Origin of the sequence: Allobranchiibius huperziae (assembly GCF_013410455.1) — a bacterium.
GTDB lineage: Bacteria > Actinomycetota > Actinomycetes > Actinomycetales > Dermatophilaceae > Allobranchiibius > Allobranchiibius huperziae.
Genome location: NZ_JACCFW010000001.1, coordinates 3,224,119 through 3,243,797, shown reverse-complemented (window position 1 = coordinate 3,243,797; position 19,679 = coordinate 3,224,119). Strand labels below are relative to the sequence as shown.

18 protein-coding genes are annotated in these 19,679 nt (G+C 69.6%); 10 read left to right on the top strand and 8 right to left on the bottom strand.

Going from position 1 to position 19,679, the window contains the following annotated elements; all coding sequences use genetic code 11:
* Positions 1-70 precede the first annotated feature (70 nt).
* Genes HNR15_RS15425 through HNR15_RS15415 form a run of 3 tightly spaced genes read left to right on the top strand, consistent with a single transcriptional unit; the run spans position 71 to position 2,801 of the window.
* Positions 71-607: a PadR family transcriptional regulator gene (locus tag HNR15_RS15425; RefSeq protein WP_179483200.1), complete on the top strand. Its 537-nt coding sequence runs from the start codon at positions 71-73 to the stop codon at positions 605-607.
* Positions 604-1,338, top strand: coding sequence for an ABC transporter ATP-binding protein (locus tag HNR15_RS15420; RefSeq protein ID WP_179483199.1), 735 nt, complete (start codon positions 604-606; stop codon positions 1,336-1,338). The genes HNR15_RS15425 and HNR15_RS15420 overlap by 4 nt, the downstream gene beginning before the upstream one ends.
* Positions 1,335-2,801, top strand: a complete 1,467-nt coding sequence (locus HNR15_RS15415; RefSeq protein WP_179483198.1) for an FtsX-like permease family protein — start codon at positions 1,335-1,337, stop codon at positions 2,799-2,801. The genes HNR15_RS15420 and HNR15_RS15415 overlap by 4 nt, the downstream gene beginning before the upstream one ends.
* An 85-nt stretch (positions 2,802-2,886) precedes the next feature.
* Here HNR15_RS15415 and HNR15_RS15410 read toward each other — a convergent pair whose 3' ends face one another.
* Positions 2,887-4,563 (bottom strand): fatty acid--CoA ligase, encoded by a 1,677-nt coding sequence (locus HNR15_RS15410; protein ID WP_179483197.1) that lies wholly within the window; start codon positions 4,561-4,563, stop codon positions 2,887-2,889.
* 145 nt (positions 4,564-4,708) lie between these two features.
* Between HNR15_RS15410 and HNR15_RS15405 the strand changes: the two genes are divergently transcribed.
* Positions 4,709-6,976 carry a heavy metal translocating P-type ATPase gene (locus HNR15_RS15405; protein WP_179483196.1) on the top strand — a complete coding sequence of 756 codons (2,268 nt, stop codon included), beginning with the start codon at positions 4,709-4,711 and terminating at the stop codon, positions 6,974-6,976.
* Between the two features lie 101 nt (positions 6,977-7,077).
* On the opposite strand, the gene HNR15_RS15400 is transcribed toward HNR15_RS15405, so the two are convergent.
* The gene (locus tag HNR15_RS15400) at positions 7,078-7,614 is read right to left on the bottom strand and encodes a hypothetical protein (protein WP_179483195.1); all 537 of its coding nucleotides are present in this window, start codon (positions 7,612-7,614) and stop codon (positions 7,078-7,080) included.
* A gap of 89 nt (positions 7,615-7,703) precedes the next feature.
* Complete coding sequence (locus tag HNR15_RS15395; protein WP_179483194.1) at positions 7,704-8,360, bottom strand: hypothetical protein; 657 nt, start codon at positions 8,358-8,360, stop codon at positions 7,704-7,706.
* Between the two features lie 102 nt (positions 8,361-8,462).
* Here HNR15_RS15395 and HNR15_RS15390 point away from each other — a divergent pair, with 102 nt between their 5' ends.
* Positions 8,463-9,752 carry an MFS transporter gene (locus HNR15_RS15390; RefSeq protein WP_179483808.1) on the top strand — a complete coding sequence of 430 codons (1,290 nt, stop codon included), beginning with the start codon at positions 8,463-8,465 and terminating at the stop codon, positions 9,750-9,752.
* Positions 9,753-9,768: 16 nt separating this feature from the next.
* Here HNR15_RS15390 and HNR15_RS15385 read toward each other — a convergent pair whose 3' ends face one another.
* The 4 genes from HNR15_RS15385 to HNR15_RS15370 all read right to left on the bottom strand — a co-directional run bounded on the left by HNR15_RS15385 (position 9,769) and on the right by HNR15_RS15370 (position 14,451).
* Complete coding sequence (locus HNR15_RS15385; protein ID WP_233766051.1) at positions 9,769-10,773, bottom strand: ABC transporter permease; 1,005 nt, start codon at positions 10,771-10,773, stop codon at positions 9,769-9,771.
* Positions 10,770-11,744 carry an ABC transporter permease gene (locus tag HNR15_RS15380; protein WP_179483193.1) on the bottom strand — a complete coding sequence of 325 codons (975 nt, stop codon included), beginning with the start codon at positions 11,742-11,744 and terminating at the stop codon, positions 10,770-10,772. The genes HNR15_RS15385 and HNR15_RS15380 overlap by 4 nt, the downstream gene beginning before the upstream one ends.
* Entirely contained in the window at positions 11,741-13,297 is a 1,557-nt protein-coding gene (locus HNR15_RS15375; RefSeq protein WP_179483192.1) for a sugar ABC transporter ATP-binding protein, read from the bottom strand. The genes HNR15_RS15380 and HNR15_RS15375 overlap by 4 nt, the downstream gene beginning before the upstream one ends.
* A 71-nt stretch (positions 13,298-13,368) precedes the next feature.
* Positions 13,369-14,451, bottom strand: coding sequence for an ABC transporter substrate-binding protein (locus tag HNR15_RS15370; protein WP_208052626.1), 1,083 nt, complete (start codon positions 14,449-14,451; stop codon positions 13,369-13,371).
* Positions 14,452-14,763: 312 nt separating this feature from the next.
* Here HNR15_RS15370 and HNR15_RS15365 point away from each other — a divergent pair, with 312 nt between their 5' ends.
* On the top strand, positions 14,764-15,567 hold the full coding sequence (locus tag HNR15_RS15365) for a DeoR family transcriptional regulator (RefSeq protein ID WP_179483190.1): 804 nt from the start codon (positions 14,764-14,766) through the stop codon (positions 15,565-15,567).
* Positions 15,568-15,675: 108 nt separating this feature from the next.
* Positions 15,676-17,214: a S53 family peptidase gene (locus HNR15_RS15360; protein ID WP_179483189.1), complete on the top strand. Its 1,539-nt coding sequence runs from the start codon at positions 15,676-15,678 to the stop codon at positions 17,212-17,214.
* 21 nt (positions 17,215-17,235) lie between these two features.
* Here the strand turns inward: HNR15_RS15360 and HNR15_RS15355 are convergent, their stop codons facing one another.
* Positions 17,236-18,108 (bottom strand): dioxygenase family protein, encoded by an 873-nt coding sequence (locus tag HNR15_RS15355; protein ID WP_343048558.1) that lies wholly within the window; start codon positions 18,106-18,108, stop codon positions 17,236-17,238.
* A 49-nt stretch (positions 18,109-18,157) separates the two neighbouring features.
* Between HNR15_RS15355 and HNR15_RS15350 the strand changes: the two genes are divergently transcribed.
* From HNR15_RS15350 to HNR15_RS15340, 3 genes are read left to right on the top strand one after another with little or no spacing between them, the layout of a single operon-like run.
* Entirely contained in the window at positions 18,158-18,688 is a 531-nt protein-coding gene (locus HNR15_RS15350; protein ID WP_179483188.1) for a MarR family winged helix-turn-helix transcriptional regulator, read from the top strand.
* 38 nt (positions 18,689-18,726) lie between these two features.
* On the top strand, positions 18,727-19,248 hold the full coding sequence (locus HNR15_RS15345; RefSeq protein ID WP_179483187.1) for an OsmC family protein: 522 nt from the start codon (positions 18,727-18,729) through the stop codon (positions 19,246-19,248).
* A gap of 46 nt (positions 19,249-19,294) precedes the next feature.
* Positions 19,295-19,633 (top strand): tetratricopeptide repeat protein, encoded by a 339-nt coding sequence (locus HNR15_RS15340; RefSeq protein WP_179483186.1) that lies wholly within the window; start codon positions 19,295-19,297, stop codon positions 19,631-19,633.
* The last annotated feature ends 46 nt before the right edge of the window (positions 19,634-19,679 follow it).

Here is a 19,679-nt window from a genome sequence, read left to right as displayed (position 1 = left end):
GCTGCCTCGCCGTGCATGGCGAAATCGTCGACCCTTGACGTATCTATTCACTGTGTGAATAGATACGTCAATGTCGACGGGTCATGTACTTCTGGGGCTGCTCAGCAGGGGGAAGCAGCACGGCTATGACCTGAAGCGTGGGTACGACGACCGTTTCCCGACAGCGAAACCGCTCGCGTTCGGGCAGGTCTACGCCACGTTGGAGCGCTTGCACCGCCAGGGGTTCATCGAGCCCGTGGCGGTGCAGCGCGTCGACGGACCGGACCGGACCGTCTACGCCGTCACAGCGGCCGGTGCCGCCGAGCTGCAGAGCTGGCTGGATCGGGTCGAAGAGCCGTTCGCGTTCGTGAGCAACCCGCTCGCGACGAAGGTCACCATCGCCATCCTCGCGACGAGCGAGCAGCAGGCGACGGCGTACCTGCTCCGGCAGCGCGAGGCGCACCTGCGACGGATGCGGCACTTCACCAAGATCAAGGTCGATCCTGCGTCGTCCCTGGACGAGGTGCTCGGCGCCGATTACGCCCTCTCCCATCTGGACGCCGACCTGCGCTGGATGGACACCGCCCTGCAGCGGGTCACCGCCCTCACCAAGGAGATGCACGCATGAGGTCCGAACCCAGCTCGCAGGCGCCAGTATTGAGCGCCCGCTCGCTCGTCGCGTCGTACGGCCGCAACCCCGCGCTGAAGGGGGTGAGCCTGCAGCTCGGGCGTGGCGAGATCCTCGCGGTCACGGGGCCGTCCGGCTCAGGCAAGTCCACGTTGCTCATGTGCCTCGCCGGTGTCGTGCGACCGGATGCCGGTGAGGTGTTCTATGAGGAGCGCCGGATCAGCATGGAGAGCGAGGCCGAGAGGTCTCGCCTGCGGCGGCGTGATTTCGGGGTGCTCTTCCAGTTCGGCCAGTTGGTGCCCGAGCTCACAGCCATCGAGAACGTGGCGCTACCGCTTCTGCTCGACGGATCGCGTCGCGGGGCCGCGATGGCTGCGGCGACGACATGGCTGGAGCGGTTCGAGGTCGTCGGGCTGGCCCGCACGCGACCGACGGAGATGTCCGGCGGGCAGGCCCAACGGGTCGCGGTGGCGCGGGCCATGGTCACCGAGCCGCAGGTGCTCTTCGCCGATGAGCCGACCGGCGCGCTGGACAGCCTGAACGGCGAGCAGGTGATGACCCAGATGAGCCGTGTCGTGCGGGAGGCGGGCACCAGCGTCGTCCTGGTCACGCACGACGCCCGGGTCGCGGCGTACGGCGATCGCGAGATCCAACTGCGCGACGGACAGATCGACGGCTACGACGGCGCCGTCGACGCGGCGCACGTGGTGATCGGTGGGGAGGCGTCGTGACCTCCGCGCGCGGGCCACGGTTCGCAAGCCTTCTGCGGCTCGCTCTGCGCGGCGGCCGGGCAGACGCGCTGCGCATCGTGCTCACCGCGGTCGGCTCGGCCTTCGCGTCATTCGTGCTGCTGCTCGCGGCGGCAGTAATCAGCATCGGACCGCACGACGGGCCCTACACCACCAAGCTGCTGTCCGAGCCCGGTCTGCACCCGGGAGTGGTGGTGGCGATGATCGCGATCAGCGCTCTGAGTCTGTCCTTCGTGGGGCAGTGCAGCCGCGTCGGTGCGCCGGCCCGCGACCGGCGGCTGGCCGCGATGAGGATGGCCGGTGGCACGCCACGGGACGTTCGCACCGTCCTCGCGCTCGAGGTCTGCTGCGCTGCCGCCCTGGGCTCGGTGGTGGCCGCGTCGGCGTATCTCGTGATCCATCGATGGTTCTCGACCGGCGGATCCGGCAGGGGGTTTCAGATGGGTGAGCAGACTGCCGACCATGCCCACCTGCTCCCCACGGACGTCCTGCCACACCCCGTCTTGCTCGTCATGGTGCTTCTGGCGGTGCCGGCCGGTGCGTCCCTGCTCGGGCTCCTCGCGCTGCGGCGTACGGCGCTCACGCCGTTCGGAGTGATCCGCCGGGTGATCCACCGACCGCCCGCCATCGCTCCCGTCATCGTCTTCCTGATCGGCGCGATCGGTCTGATCGGTTGGTCGGCGATTCCAGCGCGTCTTTACGGAAGCCAGGGTGCTTTCCTGCTTCTGATCACGGCGTTCTTCCTCTGCACCGGAATCGGCCTGGTGCTCGGGTCGGCAGCGTGCGCGCTCCACCTCGGAAGGCTGGGAGCTGCACATGCGCGTCGGCCCGCGGCACTCATCGCCTGTCGCCGAATGGTGGCCGCGCCCTTCACCGCCAGCCGGGCCTGCGCCGCCGTCGTCGTCTCGGTGCTGATCGGAGCGGCAGCGCAGGGTGTGCGCGCCGACTTCCTGCTCCGCACCGCCGGCAACGACGACCCCTTCTACGCCAACGCGTTCGACCTGGTGGACGTCGTCCTGGCTGTCGCGATCGCCATCGCGGTGGCGGGCCTCCTGGTGGTCGCCGCGGAGGGAGTGGTCGCCCGACGGCGCACTCTGGCGGCCCTGGTCGCCTCGGGCGTCCCGCGTCGAACGCTCGCCACCGCGACGCTGCTGGAGATGGTCGCCCCCCTGGTCCCGACCGTCCTGATCGCCACAACGACGGGAGTGCTCGCCGCGCGCGGTGTCTACGGATCCAGCGCAACCGTCTACGTCCCCTCCACTCCCGTCCCGGCGGGCGGCGCCGGACAGATCGACTACCGCCCCGTGATCGAGGCCATTCCGGTGCCATGGGCGGCCCTCGCCACAGTGGCGGGAGGCGCTCTGCTCCTTGCCGCAGCGGTGACGCTCGTGTCACTGCTCTTCCTGCGCCGTAGTACCGATCTGGCGGAGCTGCGCGCGGCCTGAGCCACGCGGTTGTCCGCACCCGTTGAATTTCGCCATGCGCGATGGGGCAGATGTGCCCCGTCGCGCATGGCGAAGTCGATGAGGGTCAGCCGACGGTGCTGACCTCCAGGTCGCCGTCGGCGTACCGCTGACGCAGGACCTTCTTGTCGAACTTGCCGACGCTGGTCTTGGGCACCTCGTCGATGAAGGTCCAGTGCTCGGGCAGCTGCCACTTGGCGACCTTGTCGGAGAGGAACTCGCGCAGCTCGTCCGCCGAGGGGGAAGCGCCGGAGCGGAGTACGACGGCCGCGAGCGGCCGCTCGTCCCACTTGTCGTCGGGCACGCCGACCACGGAGGCCTCGACCACGTCCGGGTGACCCATGAGGTGGTTCTCCAGGTCGACCGAGCTGATCCACTCGCCACCGGACTTGATGACGTCCTTGGAGCGGTCGGTCAACACCAGGAACCCGTCGTGGGTGAGCAGACCGACGTCGCCGGTGCGTAGCCACCCGTCGTCGAACTTGGCGGCCGCGTCGTCCAACTGCTGGTCGGACTCGGTGCCGTTGGAGTAGTAGGCGCCGGTGACCCAGGGCCCGCGCACCTCGACCTCGCCGACGCTCTCGCCGTCCCACGGCTTCTCGTCGCCGTCGGGTCCGATGATGCGCGCCTCGACGCCGCACAGCAGTCGACCGGCCGCGGCCCGGTAGCGCCAGTATTCGTCCGAGCCCTCCTCGGCGTGCCCCGGCGGGACCGCCAGGCTTCCGACGGGCGAGGTCTCGGTCATGCCCCAGCCCTGGATGATCTCGATGCCGTGGCGTTCCTGAAAGGCCCTCATCAGCGACAGCGGCACGGCGGATCCGCCGACCATCAGCATCCGGCAGCTGGAGACGTCGGCGTCCTCGTGCTCATCGAGGTACTGCAGCAGGGCGTTCCACACGGTGGGGACGCCGGCGCCGGTGGTGACCTTCAACTGCTCCATCATCTGCGCGAGCGGCTCGGGCTGCAGGTACTTGTCGGGCATCACCAGTGACGCACCGGACACCATCGCGCAGTACGGGTAACCCCACGCGTTCGCGTGGAAGAGGGGCACGACGACCAGGAAGTTCTCCGCCTGGCGCATCGCGAGACCGGACACCACGCCGGTCGCGTGAAGGTAGTTGCTGCGGTGGGAGTAGACGACACCCTTGGGGTTGCCGGTGGTGCCGGAGGTGTAACACATCGACGACGCGCAGTTCTCGTCCAGATCCTCCGGCCAGTCGAAGGTGTCCTGCTGCTCATCGAGCAGCTCGCGCCAGCCGCGCACGCTCTCGACGTGCTCGGTCTGAGCGATGGCGGTGCGCACCTCGTCGCTGACCGCGTCGCCGTTGATGATCACGTGCCGGATCGCCGGCAGCTTGGGCAGCACCTTGCTGAACGGCTCGGCCAGGCTGTCGTCGACGATGACGACCTTGCTGCCGCCGTGCACCGCCGTGTAGATCAGCTGCTCGGGGAAGAGACGGATGTTGATCGCGTGCAGCACCGCGCCCATCGACGGCACCGCGAGGTAGGCGACGAGGTGCTCGGTGTTGTTCCACATGAACGTGCCGACCCGCTGGTCGTCGGTGATTCCCATGCCGCGCAACGCATTCGCGAGGCGCGCGGCATCCTGGCCGACCTCGGCGTACGTCGAGGTGCGCGCGCCGTCGGCGGTCCAGGTGGAGACGGTGCTGTCCCGGTGGACCGTGGTGCCGTAGCGCAGGAGTTGGGAGATGAGCAGAGGCGTGGTCTGCATGGTGCTCTTCATGTGATCAGCGTCTCACCCCGAACTGACTCGCGCGTAGGGCTCGCCAAGGATGAGCGGAGATGGGCGACGAACGGCCGCGAAGGGCCCCCGCATAGCCTCAGCCATACCCCCTAGGGGTATTGTGGAGGATGATCCAGGAGGTTCCATGCCCACGACCACCACGCCGGTGACTCTGACGACCCGCCAGGCTGCGACCGCGCTCGCCGAGACCGAGCTCGTCATCACCGGGATGACCTGCGCCTCGTGCGCCATGCACATCGAGAAGAGCCTCAACTCGCTCGACGGCGTGGACGCCCAGGTCAACTACGCCACCGAGAAGGCACGGGTGCAGCACGACCCGGCCGTCACGGGTGCTGAGCTGGTGCGCGCGGTCCAGGACGCCGGGTACGAGGCGCAGCTGCCGGCGGCCACGGACGCGCCGGACGCACCGACCACGCCCGATGTGCCGGACCACGTGGCATCCCTGCGCCAACGGCTGCTCGTCAGCTGGGTCCTCACGGTGCCGGTCATCGTGCTCGCGATGATCCCGGCCGCGCAGTTCCGCAACTGGCAGTGGCTCTCCCTGGTCCTGGCCGCGCCCGTCGTGGTCTGGGGTGGGCGACCCTTCCACGTCGCGGCCTGGGCCAACGCCCGCCACCGCGTGGCCACGATGGACACCCTCGTCTCGCTCGGCACTCTCGCGGCGTTCGGGTGGTCGCTCTACGCGCTCTTCGTCGGCGACGCCGGGATGCCCGGCATGCGCCACGGCTTCGAGCTCACCGTGTCCGCGTCGAGCGGGGCGAACTCGATCTACCTGGAGGCCGCTGCAGGGGTCACTGCGTTCCTGCTCACCGGTCGCTACATCGAGGCCCGGTCCAAGCGTGCCGCCGGTGCCGCCCTGCGCGCCCTGCTCGACCTCGGCGCGCGCGACGTGGCGGTGCTGCGGTCGGGTGGCGAGCGTCGTGTGCCGATCGGGGAGCTCGCTGTCGGCGACGCGTTCGTCGTGCGCCCCGGCGACAAGATCGCCACGGACGGCGTTGTCACCGAGGGTCGTTCGGCGGTCGACACCTCGGCGATGACGGGGGAGTCACTGCCGGTGGAGGTCGGCGAGGGCGATCACGTCGCCGGTGGGACGCTTGCCGTCGAAGGTCGGCTGGTGGTCCGCGCCACCCGGGTCGGTAGCGACACAGCCTTGGCGCAGATGGCGCAGCTCGTCGAGGACGCCCAATCCGGCAAGGCCGCTGTGCAGCGGCTCGCTGACCGCGTCGCGGGCGTCTTCGTCCCCGTCGTCCTGCTCATTGCGCTCGCCACCCTGATCGGCTGGCTGGCGTTCGGCGGCTCCGTCACCGCGGCCTTCACGGCGGCCGTCTCGGTGCTGGTGGTGGCATGCCCGTGCGCGCTCGGACTCGCGACCCCGATGGCGCTGCTCGTGGGCACCGGCCGGGGCGCCCGCGCCGGGCTGCTGATCAAGGGCCCCGAGGTGCTCGAGACCTCCCGCACCCTGGACACGGTGCTCCTGGACAAGACCGGCACCCTCACCACGGGTGTCATGACGGTGCGCGACGTGGTCGCGGCCGACGGCGTGGACCGCGATGAGCTGCTGAGCCGCGCGGGGTCGGTCGAGCACTCCTTCACCCATCCCGTCGCCCGCGCGATCAGCGCGGCGGCGTCCGGGCGCGTCGACGCCCACTGCATCAAGGACGTCAGCGGGCTCGGAGTGACCGGAATGGTCGACGGCACGACCGTCCTCGTCGGCCGCCCCGCCCTGCTGGAGCAGCAGTCGGTCGCCGTCCCGCACCAGCTGGTGGACGAGCTCCGTCGCCTCGAGAACGACGGTGCCACAGCGGTGCTGGTGGCCTGGGAGGGGTCTGCGCGCGGTGTCATCGCGGTCGCCGACACGGTGCGCCCGACGTCCGCGGACGCCGTACGTCGGCTGCGCTCGCTCGGTCTGCACCCGGTGCTGCTGACCGGCGACAACGCCGGGGCGGCCGCCCGGGTCGCGGCGGAGGTGGGGATCGAGCAGGTCATTGCCGGTGTCCTGCCGGAGGACAAGGTGACGGCCGTGCGCGAGCTGCAGGAGCAGGGGCACGCGGTCGCGATGGTGGGCGACGGGGTCAACGATGCACCGGCGCTCGCGCAGGCCGACCTGGGCATCGCGATGGGCGGTGGCACAGACGCGGCGATCGAGGCCGGCGACATCACTGTGGCATCCAGCGACCCTCTCGCGGTCGCCGACGCGATCCGGTTGTCCCGCAGCACCCTTCGGGTGATCAAGCAGAACCTGGTGTGGGCGTTCGCCTACAACGTGGCGGCGATCCCACTGGCCGTGAGCGGCCGGCTCGGGCCGATGGTGGCGGGGCTCGCGATGGCCCTCTCCTCGATCGTCGTGGTGCTGAACTCGTTGCGGTTGCGGCGTTTCCGCACCCTGCGCTGACGCGTCGTTCCTTCCGTCGAGAGGTGGAGAAACGAGCGAGGGGTGGGGCAACGGCCCCACCCCTCGTCGTTTTCCCCACCCCCCGATGAGGAGGAACGGTGTCAGCCGGTGACGACGACGCGGGCGGTGACCGGGGACGGCGTGGGCGGCTGCGCGGAGGGCGGGCTGCTCTCGCGCACGCCCACCGAACGAGTGGCGACCGCCGTGTGGAAGGTGCTGTCCCCGCCGCAGAAGGTCTCGCTCACCGTGACGACGTGCGTGCCCCGGCTGACCGCTACTGAGATGGGGTGCGTAGTGAAAGACACGGGCACCAGCGGATCCGAGCCGTGGCATTGCAGGTCGCCGGGGTCGGCGCCGCCCACGGACTTCCCGTCGATCACGACGTTGTAGCCGCCGAGGTCCGCCATGGCGTAGTCCGCACTCGGCGAGTGCACCTGTCCCTTCAATGTCGCGTCGATCGTCAGCGTCGTTCCGGAGATGTGGATGTGCGGGGTGACGCTCAGGTGCGATCCGCCGGCGGCGGAGGTGGACGCGAGGCTCGGCGTGGCCGCCATACCGGCGGACGCCGCGGCGATCACCCCGCTCGCGGCGACGATCCCCGCAGCGGCTGACAGTGCGAAGCGACGTGAAGTGGACATGTTCTACCCCCTGTGACAGCCCGCGGCTCCCCGCCGCGGTTCTGTCCGATACGACGTACGGGACGCTCGAGCGGTTGGGATGCCGCGGGTCAGAAGAGGTTGACCGCGCGGGCCGCGACCAGGGTGACGGACAGCACCGACACCGTCCCGCCCAGCATGAAGAGCATCTTGCTGCGCGGGCTGACGGGCATCGTGTCGGTCGGGCTGAACGCCGTGGCGAGCGTGAACGCGGTGAAGAGGTAGTCGGTGAAGCAGGTGAGGAACGACGTGTCGTTCACATCGGACATCTGGGGGAAGAGCAGATCCGGGTGCTCGGGCGGGTGCGGGTGCTCGGGGTTGCGGGCGAACGGCCCGCCGCGGTCGATTTCCCAGAAGATCGCTGTGTTCGCAACGATGTTCGTGACCTCGATGACGACCGCAGCGACGATCATCTCGCGGGCGGACACCTTGCCGCCCGTCGCGATCGCGATGATCAGATGCGCGAGGTCGAGCGCGTTGACGACCAGGACGCCGAGCGCGGAACACAGCGAGGCCCGCCGCCACGTGGTGTCCTCCTGCCGCAGCCGCACCGGATCGGACAGCACGAGCGGCAGGAGCAGCAGCGCCTGCGCCACCGGCATCAGCCAGGCCGGACCGATCGACGCCTGCCGGGGCAGGAAGAGCTGCAGGGCGAGCGCCAGAGCCACGGCGACCGAGATCGGCCATCGGCGCATCGAGCGCTCGGGCGTACGACGGGGATCAATCACGAGAGGTCAATCTAGGCCCACGGTGGACACGATGAGCCTTCGCCGGACCGGCCACATAGATTGGCTATGGCAGAAGAGAGACGAGGAGGGTCCGTGGCGAACATGCGCGCCCTGATGGCCGACACGAGGCCACTGCGCACACCGGAGTTCCGTCGGCTCTGGACCGCGGGCATCGTCACGCTGATCGGCGCCCAGTTGACGGTCGTCGCGGTCCCCGCGCAGATCTACGAGCTGACCCGCAGCTCGGCGTACGTCGGTCTGACCGGGGTCTTCGGGCTCGTCCCACTGGTGGTGTTCGGACTGTACGGCGGCTCGCTCGCCGACGTGATGGACCGGCGGACACTGCTGCGCATCACCACGGTCGGCCTGATCCTGAGCAGCGGCCTCTTCTGGGTGCAGGCGCTGATGGGCCTGCACAACGTGTGGGTGCTGCTCGTGCTTTTCTCGGTGCAGCAGTCGTTCTTCGCGGTGAACCAGCCGACGCGATCGGCCGTGCTCCCGCGCATCCTGCCCGAGGAGGAGCTCCCGGCGGCCAACTCGCTGAACATGACGGTGATGCAGTTCGGCGCGATCGCCGGTCCCCTCGTCGGTGGTGCGCTGCTGCCGGTCTTCGGCTTCTCCTGGCTCTACCTGCTCGACACCCTGTCCCTGGTCGCCACCCTGTGGGCCGTCATCGCGCTGCCCCCGCTCCCGCCGGACGGCAACGCGCCCAAGGCCGGACTGCGTTCGGTCCTCGACGGATTCGCCTACCTGCGCAACCACAAGGTGCTGCTCATGTCCTTCCTCGTGGACATCATCGCGATGCTCTTCGGTATGCCGCGCGCGCTCTTCCCGCAGATCGCCCACGAGTCGTTCGGCGGTCCGGCCGAGGGTGGGCTGGTCTTCGCGCTGCTGTTCGCGGCCATCCCCGCGGGCGCCGTCCTCGGCGGTGTCTTCTCCGGGTGGGTCTCGCGCACCGAGCGCCAGGGCTACGCCGTCATCGTCGCGATCGTGGTCTGGGGCCTCGGGATCGTGGTCTTCGGGGTGGCCGTCGGCTTCGCGCACGGCAGCCACGCCGGGGTGCTGTTGATCGTCGCGCTCGTGGCGCTCGCCGTGTCCGGCGCCGCCGACATGGCGTCCGCGGCGTTCCGCTCGACGATGCTGCAGAGCGCAGCCAGCGACGATGTGCGCGGGCGGCTGCAGGGAGTCTTCACCGTCGTCGTCGCGGGTGGACCGCGGTTGGCCGACGTCGCGCACGGCGGGGCCGCGGCCCTCGTCGGCACGTCGGCTGCCGCCGCGGGAGGTGGGGTGCTGGTGGTGATCCTCGTGATCGCCGCGGCGCTGCTGGTGCCGGCGTTCGTGCGCTACCGGGTCGTGCGGGAAGCGGCCGCGCCGATGCCGGTGGGCGGCTGACCGGTCGCGGAGTCCCCTACAAAGCCCGACGCCGGGCCAGGAACGACTGCAGCACCACGACCACGGCCAGGAACGCGCCGTTGACCAGGTCCGAGGCCGACGAACCGTACTGGGACAGGTGCACGCCGATGAGGTTCTGGATGACCGCGAGCAGCAGAACACCCGCCGCGGTGCCGTACATGGATCCCGAACCGCCGGTCAGGATCGTGCCGCCGATCACCACCGCGGCGATCGCGGTGAGCTCGTAACCGACCCCGATGTTCGTCACCCCGGACTGCAGCCGCGAGGCGTTGAGCATCCCGGCGACCGCGGCGAGCGTCCCGGACAGCATGTAGACGAGCACCTTCGTGCGGCGCACCCGCACGCCCATCAGCAGCGCCGCGTTCTCGCTGCCGCCGATGGCGAAGAGCGCCTGCCCGAAACGAGTGCGCACCAGTACCACCGCGGCGATCGCGAAGAAGGCGACAGCGGTCAGGATCGGCCGCCACGTGCCGTCGCCCAGGAAGGCGAAGACGGAGTGACCGGGCACCAGGTAGGTCGTCGACCCCTCGTTGCTGATGGCCTGCAGCAGGCCGCGGGCGAAGAGCAGTCCGGCCAGGGTGACGATGAAGGGCGCGAGCCGCGCGTACGCGATGAGCGACCCCTGGATGACGCCGATGACCAGGCCGACCACGATCGGCAGGAGCACCGCCACGCCGCTGCCGCCGTGGTTCATCCCCCAGGCCGCGAGCACCCCGCCGAGCGCGAACATCGATCCGACGGACAGGTCGATGCCGCCGGAGATGATGACGAAGGTCTCGGCGAGTGCCAGCAGGGAGACGTACGCGTTGCCGACCAGGATGGTCGAGAAGTTGCCGCTCGAGGCGAAGCCCGAGGAGAAGATGCAGGCCAGCAGCACCACGAGCACCAGGACGACCGGGCCGCCCTGGCGCTGCAGCAGCGCGAACACCCGCTCGCGCGGGGTCTCCGTCACCCCGCCACCGGCCATATCCTCGGCGGGCGCGGTCATCTGGCTGCTCATCGGTTCGCACTCTCCCGGGCGATGAAGACGGCGATGCAGATGATGACGGCCTCGATCATCTGCTCGTAGGAGTTCTTGACGTTGTTCTGGATCAGCGTCGCGGAGACGAGCTGCATGAAGATCGTGCCGGCGACCGTGCCGATCACCCTGATCTGACCGCCGCTCAACGGAGTTCCGCCGACGACGACCGCGGTGATCGCGAGCAGCTCGTAGTTGAGCCCATAGTTGGCCGGGTCGGCGTAGGCCCCGTGCCCCGCGATCAGGACACCGGCGACGGCGGCGAGCATGCCCGACATCACGTAGACCGACAGCAGGATGCGACGCACGGGCAGCCCGGCGAGGAAGCTTGCCGACGCGTTGTCGCCGACGGCCACCAGGTTGCGGCCCAGCGTCGTGCGTCGGACCACGAAGGCGATGATCGCCACGAGCCCGGCGCCGATGTACGCCATCTGCGGCAGCCCCAGCCATCCGGTGAGGCCGAGGTTGAGCAGGGTGGGGTCGTTGAGGGGTTTGGCCGTGGCGCCGTTCATGATCACTGCGAGCCCGCGTAGCCCGATCATCAACGACAGCGTGGCGACGATCGGTTGCACGCGGGCGAAGGCGACCAGACTTCCCGAGATCGCGCCGCAGACGCCGCCGGCCAGGATCGCCAGGGCGATCGAGACCCAGACGCCGTACCCGAGGTAGAGCGGCAGCACCGCGGATGTGAGGGCGATGACGCCTCCCACCGACAGGTCGATGCCCTCGGTGCCGATCACCAGCGCCATGCCGAGCGCGACGATCAGCACCGGGACGGCCTGGTAGAGCTGCACGCGCAGGTTGTCCAGGCTGAGGAAGGAGGAGCTCATCACGGCGTTGACGGCGATGAGGACGACGATGCCGGCGTAGACGGCGTACTTGGCGACCGGCGCCGCCCAGCGCCGGCGCCCCACGGGCTGCTCGGCCTTCGTCGAGGTCAGGGTGGCGGTCATGAGGGGTCCTTCGCCGGTTGCACGTCGTCGGAGATGGAGGGGTCGGCGGCCAGCGCCTGCATGAGGTTGTCGTCGGTGACGGCGTCACCGCTCAGGTTGTCCACGACCTTGCCCTCGCGCAGCACCACGATGCGGTCCGAGCCTTCGATCAGCTCCTCCAGGTCGGAGGAGATGAGCAGCACCGCGAGGCCGTCCTGGGCGAGCTCCTCGATGAGCCCCTGCACCTCGGCCTTGGCACCGACGTCGATCCCGCGGGTCGGCTCGTCCAGGAGCAGGGCCTTGGGGTGCAGGCACAGCCAGCGGGCGAGCAGCACCTTCTGCTGGTTGCCGCCGGACAGGTCCGAGACCCGTTGGGAGGGACTGGAGACCTTGATCTGTAGCCGGTCGATGAAGAACGAGACGATCTCATCCTGTTTGGAGCGCTGCACCAGTCCCAACCGGGACAGCCGCGGCAGGGCTGCGAGCACGATGTTCTCCCGCACCGACAGGCCGGGCACGATGCCGTCGAGTTTGCGGTCCTCGGGCAGCAGCGCGATACCCGCGCGGATCGCGGCGGCGGGCGAACGACGCCGGAGGCGCTTGCCGTTGACGGCGACCTCTCCGGACTCGGCGTGCAGGGCGCCGACGATCGCCCGGGCGGTCTCGCTGCGGCCGGCGCCGAGCAGCCCGCCCAGCCCGACCACCTCGCCGCGGCGTATGTCGAGCGACACGTCCTCCAGCGTGTGGCGCACGTTCAGCCCCTGTGTGTGCAGGACGACGTCGTCCTCGACGTCGCGGTCCTCGGCGAACGCGGTGCTGCCGTGTTGGCGCAGATCGCTCGCGTCGCGTCCCAGCATCATCGAGACCAGCTGCAGCCGGTCGATGTCCTCCATCGCGCTGGAGCCGACGACCTGCCCGTCGCGCATGACGGTCACCCGGTCGCAGACCCGGTAGAGCTCCTCCATCCGGTGGCTCACGTAGAGGATCGCGATCCCGGATGCAGCGAGGCGCTGGATGACGGTGAAGAGCGTCTCGACCTCGCGCTTCTCCAGCGACGACGTGGGCTCGTCCATGATGACGACCCGGGCGTCGATCTCCACGGCTCGGGCGATCGCGACCATCTGCTGGGCGCCGAGCGCCAGTGAACGCAGCGGTCGCGCGGGATTGACGTCGATGCCGAACTCCCGCAGCCGGGCTCGGGCGTCGCGGTTCATCCGGGCCGTGTCGACCAGGCCGAAGCGGCGTGGTTCGCGGCCGAGGTAGAGGTTGCGGGCCACGCTCATCAGCGGGATGAGGTTGACCTCTTGGTAGATGGTCGAGATGCCGGCCGCCTGGGCCTGCAACGGGTCGGTGAAGCTGACGGGCTCGTCGAGCAGCCGCACCTCGCCCTCGTCAGCGGTGTAGACCCCGGTCGAGATCTTGATGAGCGTGGACTTGCCCGCGCCGTTCTCACCGACGAGCGCGTGCACCTCGCCCGCCCGCAGTTCGAGGGAGACGTCACGCAACGCGCGTACGCCGGGGAAGGACTTGCTGACGCCGTCCAGGCGGAGCACGACACCGGAAGAGTCGGACATCAGGGCCTTTCGAGCAGCGATGGGGCGGGGCACCTCAGGGTCCCTCGCCCCATCGCCTCCGTGGTCGAGGATCAGTACACGTCGCCGTTGGAGAGCGCGGCCTTCGCGTTGTCCTTGGTGAAGTGGTGGTCGGCGATGATGACCTTCGTCGCGACGCCGGCCGAGGTGTAGAACTTCTGCAGCGCGTCGAACGCCAGCGGCCCGAAGCGCGGGTTGGTCTCGACGTCGGCGACCATCACGCCGTTCGCGACGTCCTGCACGCACTGCTGCGTGCCGTCGATCGCGACGACCTTGATGTCCTTACCGGGCGTCTTGCCCGCGGCACGGATGGCCTGGATCGCTCCGAGGGCCATCGTGTCGTTCTCGGCGTAGACCCCGGTCAGCTTCGGGTGACTCTGCAGGATCTGCTCCATCACCTTCTGCCCGGTGGCCTGGTCGAAGTTGGCGGTCTGGGACGCGACGATCGAGATGTTCGGGTACTTGGCCTTGATCTGGCTGGTGAAGCCGTTGGTGCGGTCGGTCGCGACGTTGTTGCCCGAGGTGCCCTGCAGTACGGCGACCTGCCCCTTGCCGCCCATCCCGCCGGCGAGGTCGTCGGCCGCGATCTGGGCCTGCTTGTAGAAGTTGGACCCGATGAAGCCGATGAAGTCGCTGCAGGCGGTGCCCTTGACCGTGCGGTCGATGGTGAGGACCGGGATGTGCTTGGCCTTGGCCGCCGAGAGCGCCGGGGTGAGCCCGTCGGAGTTCTCCGGCGCCACGATCAGCACCTTGGCGCCCTGGGAGATCATGTCCTGGATGTCGGTGTTCTGTTGCGACACGTTGGCGTTGGCGTTGCGCTGGATCAGCTTGATGCCGAGGGTCTTGGCCTCGTCGGTGATCGACTTGGTCTCCGTCGCCCGGAAGGGGTTGCTGGTCGACTCCGACTGCGAGAAGCCCACCGTCACGCCCTTCAGGTCGAGCTTGGGGGCGCCGTACTTGGTGTAGGTGCAGGTGGGGCCGGACCCGCCGGCCTGTGTCTGGACCTGCTGCTGACCTCCGTTGCTGCTCGAGGACGACGATCCGCTGCTACTGCTCCCGCCACTCGCCGAGGAGGAGTTCCCCGAGCTGCTGCTCTTCGTGCAGCCGGCGGTGCCGAGGACCAACGCCGCTGCCACCGCCGCCACCCCTGCCGACCTCAGATTCCGTGGGCCGCGTCCATCCAGTCGAACCATCGTGCACACCTCTTCCACTGTGATCGCCGTCACGTCGCGGCGTGAGCCTCATCTAACTCGCCCGAACGAGAGCGGTCAATAACGATCACCTAACGATGCGAATCAGTGCCACAATGTCGCCTCAGCTCGCTACACAGGCGTCGCTCGGCGGCAGAAGCGGTGTTTTCATTGCGATCGAATACGATCAAGAACCATCTTTCGCCCGAATTCCGGTAGCGTTCGGCTCATCCAGCGTCCGAGAGGTGGTGAAGGGCAGTGATCGCAGCCGAACGGCGCGCAGCCATCCTGGAGATCGTGCGGTCCCGGGGGGTGGTCTCCCTACGGGCGCTGGTCGAGACGACGGGCTCCTCGGAGGTCACCATCCGGCGGGACCTGCGGTCCCTGGAGCAGGAGAACCTGCTCAACCGCAGCCACGGCGGTGCCGTCCTCCCCGGGGGTCTGACCCACGAGCTGTCCTATCTGCAGAAGTCGTCGGTCGCTGCCGACGAGAAGGTCGCCATCGCCGTCGCGGCGGCGGGTCTGGTGCAGGAGGGCGACGCGATCCTGCTCGGTGCGGGGAGCACGACGCAGGCGTTCGCGCAGCAGCTCACCGGCTTCCGCGACCTGACGGTGGTGACCAATTCCCTTCTGGTTGCAGAGAAGCTGGCCGGAAGCTCGGTCGAGGTCATCGTCACCGGCGGGACGTTGCGCGGCTCGACGTTCGCCCTGGTGGGCGCCGAGACGGAGCGCAGTCTGGCCGATCTGCGTCTGCACCGGGCCTTCCTCTCGGGCAACGGTCTGAGCGTCGACCACGGCCTGTCGACCCCGAACGTGCAGGTGGCGAGCTCGGACCGGGCGATCGTGAGCGCCGCCTCCGAGGCCGTCGTACTCGCCGACCACACGAAGCTGGGCGTCGACACCATGTGCCGGACGCTGGACACCGACCGGATCACCCACCTCGTGACGGACTGGCGAGCGGATCGCGCCGTCGTCGCCGCCTTCCGCGAGCGCGGGGTGGTGGTGCACGTCGCGACCAAGGTGACCGCTGACGCCGACACCGGCGCCGGCAGCACCGGTTGAGCGGAACTGACCGGTCGTGAACACCGGTAGAAGCTGACGAAACGTCCACCCGTTGTCGGTGATCGGGGGCACTATGAGTAGCTCGATCTCATGACTGTGGAGGGCGCTATGGCGAACCAATCCGGTGACCGGTCGACGGTGCAGGGCAGCGGACGAGATGCCGTCGAAGGGGTGACGACGTCCGGTCCGGTCCCGGACGACCAGCAGATCGACGTGACGTTGGTGCTGCGTCGACGCGCTGAACTACCGGCCGCGGGCCATGCCTCCGATCCGATCGACGCGGCCGAGCTCGGCGAGCGGTACGGCGCCGACCCGGCCGATCTGCAGGCCGTCCGTTCGGTCGTGACCGACGCCGGTGCGCAAGTGCTCTCGGAGGATCCCGCCGGTCGCCGTGTGATGGTGCGGGGCACGTACGCGGTGCTGAAGAAGCTCTTCGGCGTCGAACTGACCCAGGCGCGCGGCGACAGCGGGTCGTTCCGGATGCGCACCGGTGAGCTGTCCGTGCCGACGGGCTTCGGCGGAGCGGTGATCGCGGTGCTGGGTCTGGACGATCGTGACCAGGCGCGCGAGCGGTTCGTGCACGCCAGCGCGGCAGCGACGTCGTACACACCGATCCAGCTCGGGGAGATCTACCACTTCCCGGCGGGCACCGATGGCACCGATCAGGTGGTCGCCATCATCGAGTTGGGCGGCGGCTACCAGCAGGACGACCTCGACGCCTACTTCACCAAGCTCGGGGTCGGCTCACCCGCGGTGACCGCGGTGGGGGTCGACGGGGCCGAGAACGCACCGACCGGCGACGCCAACGGGCCGGACGGCGAGGTGCTGCTCGACATCGAGGTCGTCGGCGCGCTGGCACCGAAATCGCAGATCAGGGTCTACTTCGCCCCCAACACCGACGCCGGCTTCCTCGACGCCGTCACGGAGGCCGTGCACGCGTCACCCGCGCCCGCGGCGGTCAGCATCAGCTGGGGTCAGAGCGAGGATCAGTGGACCGCGCAGGCGAGGACGGCCATGGACGCCGCCTTCGCCGACGCGGGGGCGCTCGGAGTGGTCGTCACCACGGCCGCGGGTGACAGCGGATCCTCCGACAGCGGGGTGGGGGTGCACTGTGACTTCCCGAGCTCCAGTCCGAACGCCCTGTCCTGCGGGGGCACGTCGCTGCAGGCGACCGACACCACGGTCAGTTCGGAGACGGTGTGGAACAACGGGGCAGGACGTGGCGCCACCGGTGGCGGTGTCTCGGACGCGTTCCCGGTGCCGGCGTACCAGGCGAACGTGGGCGTTCCGGCTCGCAAGGGCGGGGGTGCCGGACGCGGCGTACCCGATGTCGCCGGCGTCGCCGACCCGGCCACGGGCTACCAGGTGCGGATCGACGGCACCGACACCGTGATCGGTGGCACGAGTGCTGTCGCACCGCTCTGGGCAGCGCTCACGGCACGCCTGGTGCAAGCGACCGGACGCCGCTTCACCGACGTCCACACCACGCTCTACACCGGTGCGGTCGCGGGCGTCGTGCCGGAGGGCTTCAGAGACATCACCAGCGGCAAGAACGGCGCCTACCAGGCCAAGCGCGGCTGGGACGCCTGCACCGGTCTCGGTGTGCCGGTCGGCGACGCGCTGCTCGCCCGGATCAAGGGCGCCTGAGCCGCACGTTCGTCGGGCGGGTCAGGCGACCTGGAACGAGCGCTTCGAGAGGCCGAACTCGTAGCCCTCGATCGTGGTCTGCACAGGTGCGTCGGCTGCGGTCGCGGCGCCGAGAGTGACGAAGAGCGGGGTGTAGTGCTCGACCGTGGGGTGGGCGAACCGCAGGCCGGGCGCCCGGTCGCGGTACGCCGAGAGCAGGTCCACGTCGCCGTGTGCCAGCGCGTCGGCGGCCCACTCGTCGAAGTCTCGCGACCAGCTCGGCACCTGGTTGTCGAAGAACGCCTCGCGGGTCAGGTAGGGCAGGCCGTGCGTCATGAACCCGGATCCGATGACGAGCACGCCCTCCTCGCGCAGCGGGCGCAGGCGCGCGCCCAGATCCATCAGCCGCTGAGGGTCGTGCGTCGGCATCGACATCTGCAAGACGGGGACGTCGCCGTCGGGGTACATCACCTTCAACGGCACCCATGCCCCGTGGTCCAGGCCGCGGCGGGTGTCCTGGTGCACCGGCTCGGTGTCGGGCATCAGCGACGCGACCTTCGCGCCCAGTTCGCTCGCGTCCGGCGTCGCGTAGGTCATCTGGAAGAACCGCTGCGCGAAACCGCCGAAGTCGTAGACCAGCGGGGTGTCGGCCGCGCTGGCCGAGATGGTGAGCGGGGCGGACTCCCAGTGCGCGCTCACGATGAGGATGGCGCGTGGGGTCGGCAGCGCCTGCGCCCAGGCGAAGAGCTGGTCGATCCATCGCGCGTTGTCGAAGAGAGGGGGCGCGCCATGGCTGAGGTAGAGCGCGGGCATCGCTCCGTCCGCCGTCGTCCAGGGCCGGCGGTCCCGGCTGCGAGGGGCGGTGGAGACCAGGAATCGGTCGAATGCCGCGCCGGGAAGGTCAGGGGCGTCCACAGATCCTCCGATTGATAAAGTTCAAGCTTGAATAAAATACCATAGAGGGATGGCACCTGACGAGGACATCCGCTGGTTGGACGATGAGGAGCGCGCGGCGTGGCTCAACATCGTGCGCATCGTGGTGAAACTCCCCACCGTGCTCGACGCCCAGCTCGGCCGCGATGCCGGCGTCAGCTACTTCGAGTACATGGTGCTGGCCATGCTGTCCGAGCGCCGGTCCCGCACCCTGCGGGCCAGCGATCTCGCGCGGGTCGTCAACTCCTCCGCGACCCGACTGTCCAACGTCGTACGCCGGCTGGAGCAGCGTGGGCTGCTCGCTCGACTGCCCGACCCGGACGACGGGCGGGGGACGCTGGTCCGGCTCACGGATGCCGGTCTGGACCTGACGATCAGCGCGGCCCCGCTGCACGTGCAGACGGTGCGCGCCGCCGTCTTCGACCCGCTCGAGCCCGGCGATGTGCAGGCACTGCACGCCTCGCTCGGCCGGATCCTGGCGCGCATCGATCCGGACTCCGCCACCGAGCCGCTGCCGATCGAGGTCGAACCCACCCACGAGCGGGCCCAGCCGACGGCCTAGGGCATCGCTCGCCCGCGTGGCGCACCTAACCTGGGGCGATGGTGATCGAGCACCGGTACGCCGCGCGCCTCCGCTGGTCGGGGTCGACCGGGGTCGGGTACGACCGCTACCCGCGCGAGCACGAGGTCGTGGTCGCGGGCGAGTCGCTGCGGATGAGCAGCGACCCCCACTTCGGCGGCGATCCGGCCTCCCGCAACCCCGAGCAGTTGCTCGTGATGGCGGCCAGCAGCTGTCAGCTGCTGTCCTTCCTCGCCGTGGCCGCCCGCGCGCGGCTCGACGTCCTCGCGTACGACGACGACGCGGCCGGGTTGATGACACAGGGCGACGGCCCGGCGTGGGTGGAGCTGATCCAACTGCGGCCCCGCATCGAACTCGCCGCCGGCAGCAGGACCGATCAGCTGCAGCGCCTCGTCGAGATCGCCCATCGCGAATGCTTCATCGCCCGATCGCTGCGCAGTGGGATGAAGATCGAGGCCACGATCGTTGTGGAGGGTCAGGACGTGGCCGTGGTGCGGGTGGCCGATGCCGCCGCCCCGCGCGTCGAACCGCAGCGGGGGTGAGCACGCCGGCGCGTCCGCGTTGCACAATCGAGGCAGGAGGCCACCGATGTCCCAGATGCACAGTCCCGACTACTCCCAGCTGCAGTACGCCGAGAGTCTCTACGAGCAGAAGGACTACGCCGAGGCCGCCCTGGTGCTGGAGAAGCTGCTCGACCACTCGGACGTGACGCACGGCACGACGGACGCGCGCCTGCTGCTGGCCCGGTCCTACTTCCACTCCGCGCAGCTGGCCAACGCCGAACGTGAGGCGCGCGCCGTGCTCGCCGTCGCCCCCACCGAGGGGTACGCCGCGCTGCTGCTCGGGCGCACGCTGCAGCGCCAGTCGCGGCACGCCGAGGCCCGCAACTTCCTGGAGATGGCGAAGATCTGGGGTGTCGACGCGTGACGCGCTGACGGCGTTCGCGACGGTCGACGGTGTTCGAACGCCGTCG

Excerpts from the sequence above, each read along its gene's own strand:
- HNR15_RS15425 (WP_179483200.1), top strand. The coding sequence starts at position 71 with ATGTCGACGGGTCATGTACTTCTGGGGCTGCTCAGCAGGGGGAAGCAG.
- HNR15_RS15420 (WP_179483199.1), top strand. The coding sequence starts at position 604 with ATGAGGTCCGAACCCAGCTCGCAGGCGCCAGTATTGAGCGCCCGCTCG.
- HNR15_RS15410 (WP_179483197.1), bottom strand. The coding sequence starts at position 4,563 with ATGAAGAGCACCATGCAGACCACGCCTCTGCTCATCTCCCAACTCCTG.
- HNR15_RS15405 (WP_179483196.1), top strand. The coding sequence starts at position 4,709 with ATGCCCACGACCACCACGCCGGTGACTCTGACGACCCGCCAGGCTGCG.
- HNR15_RS15400 (WP_179483195.1), bottom strand. The coding sequence starts at position 7,614 with ATGTCCACTTCACGTCGCTTCGCACTGTCAGCCGCTGCGGGGATCGTC.
- HNR15_RS15390 (WP_179483808.1), top strand. The coding sequence starts at position 8,463 with ATGCGCGCCCTGATGGCCGACACGAGGCCACTGCGCACACCGGAGTTC.
- HNR15_RS15385 (WP_233766051.1), bottom strand. The coding sequence starts at position 10,773 with ATGAGCAGCCAGATGACCGCGCCCGCCGAGGATATGGCCGGTGGCGGG.
- HNR15_RS15380 (WP_179483193.1), bottom strand. The coding sequence starts at position 11,744 with ATGACCGCCACCCTGACCTCGACGAAGGCCGAGCAGCCCGTGGGGCGC.
- HNR15_RS15375 (WP_179483192.1), bottom strand. The coding sequence starts at position 13,297 with ATGTCCGACTCTTCCGGTGTCGTGCTCCGCCTGGACGGCGTCAGCAAG.
- HNR15_RS15360 (WP_179483189.1), top strand. The coding sequence starts at position 15,676 with ATGGCGAACCAATCCGGTGACCGGTCGACGGTGCAGGGCAGCGGACGA.
- HNR15_RS15350 (WP_179483188.1), top strand. The coding sequence starts at position 18,158 with ATGGCACCTGACGAGGACATCCGCTGGTTGGACGATGAGGAGCGCGCG.
- HNR15_RS15345 (WP_179483187.1), top strand. The coding sequence starts at position 18,727 with ATGGTGATCGAGCACCGGTACGCCGCGCGCCTCCGCTGGTCGGGGTCG.
- HNR15_RS15340 (WP_179483186.1), top strand. The coding sequence starts at position 19,295 with ATGTCCCAGATGCACAGTCCCGACTACTCCCAGCTGCAGTACGCCGAG.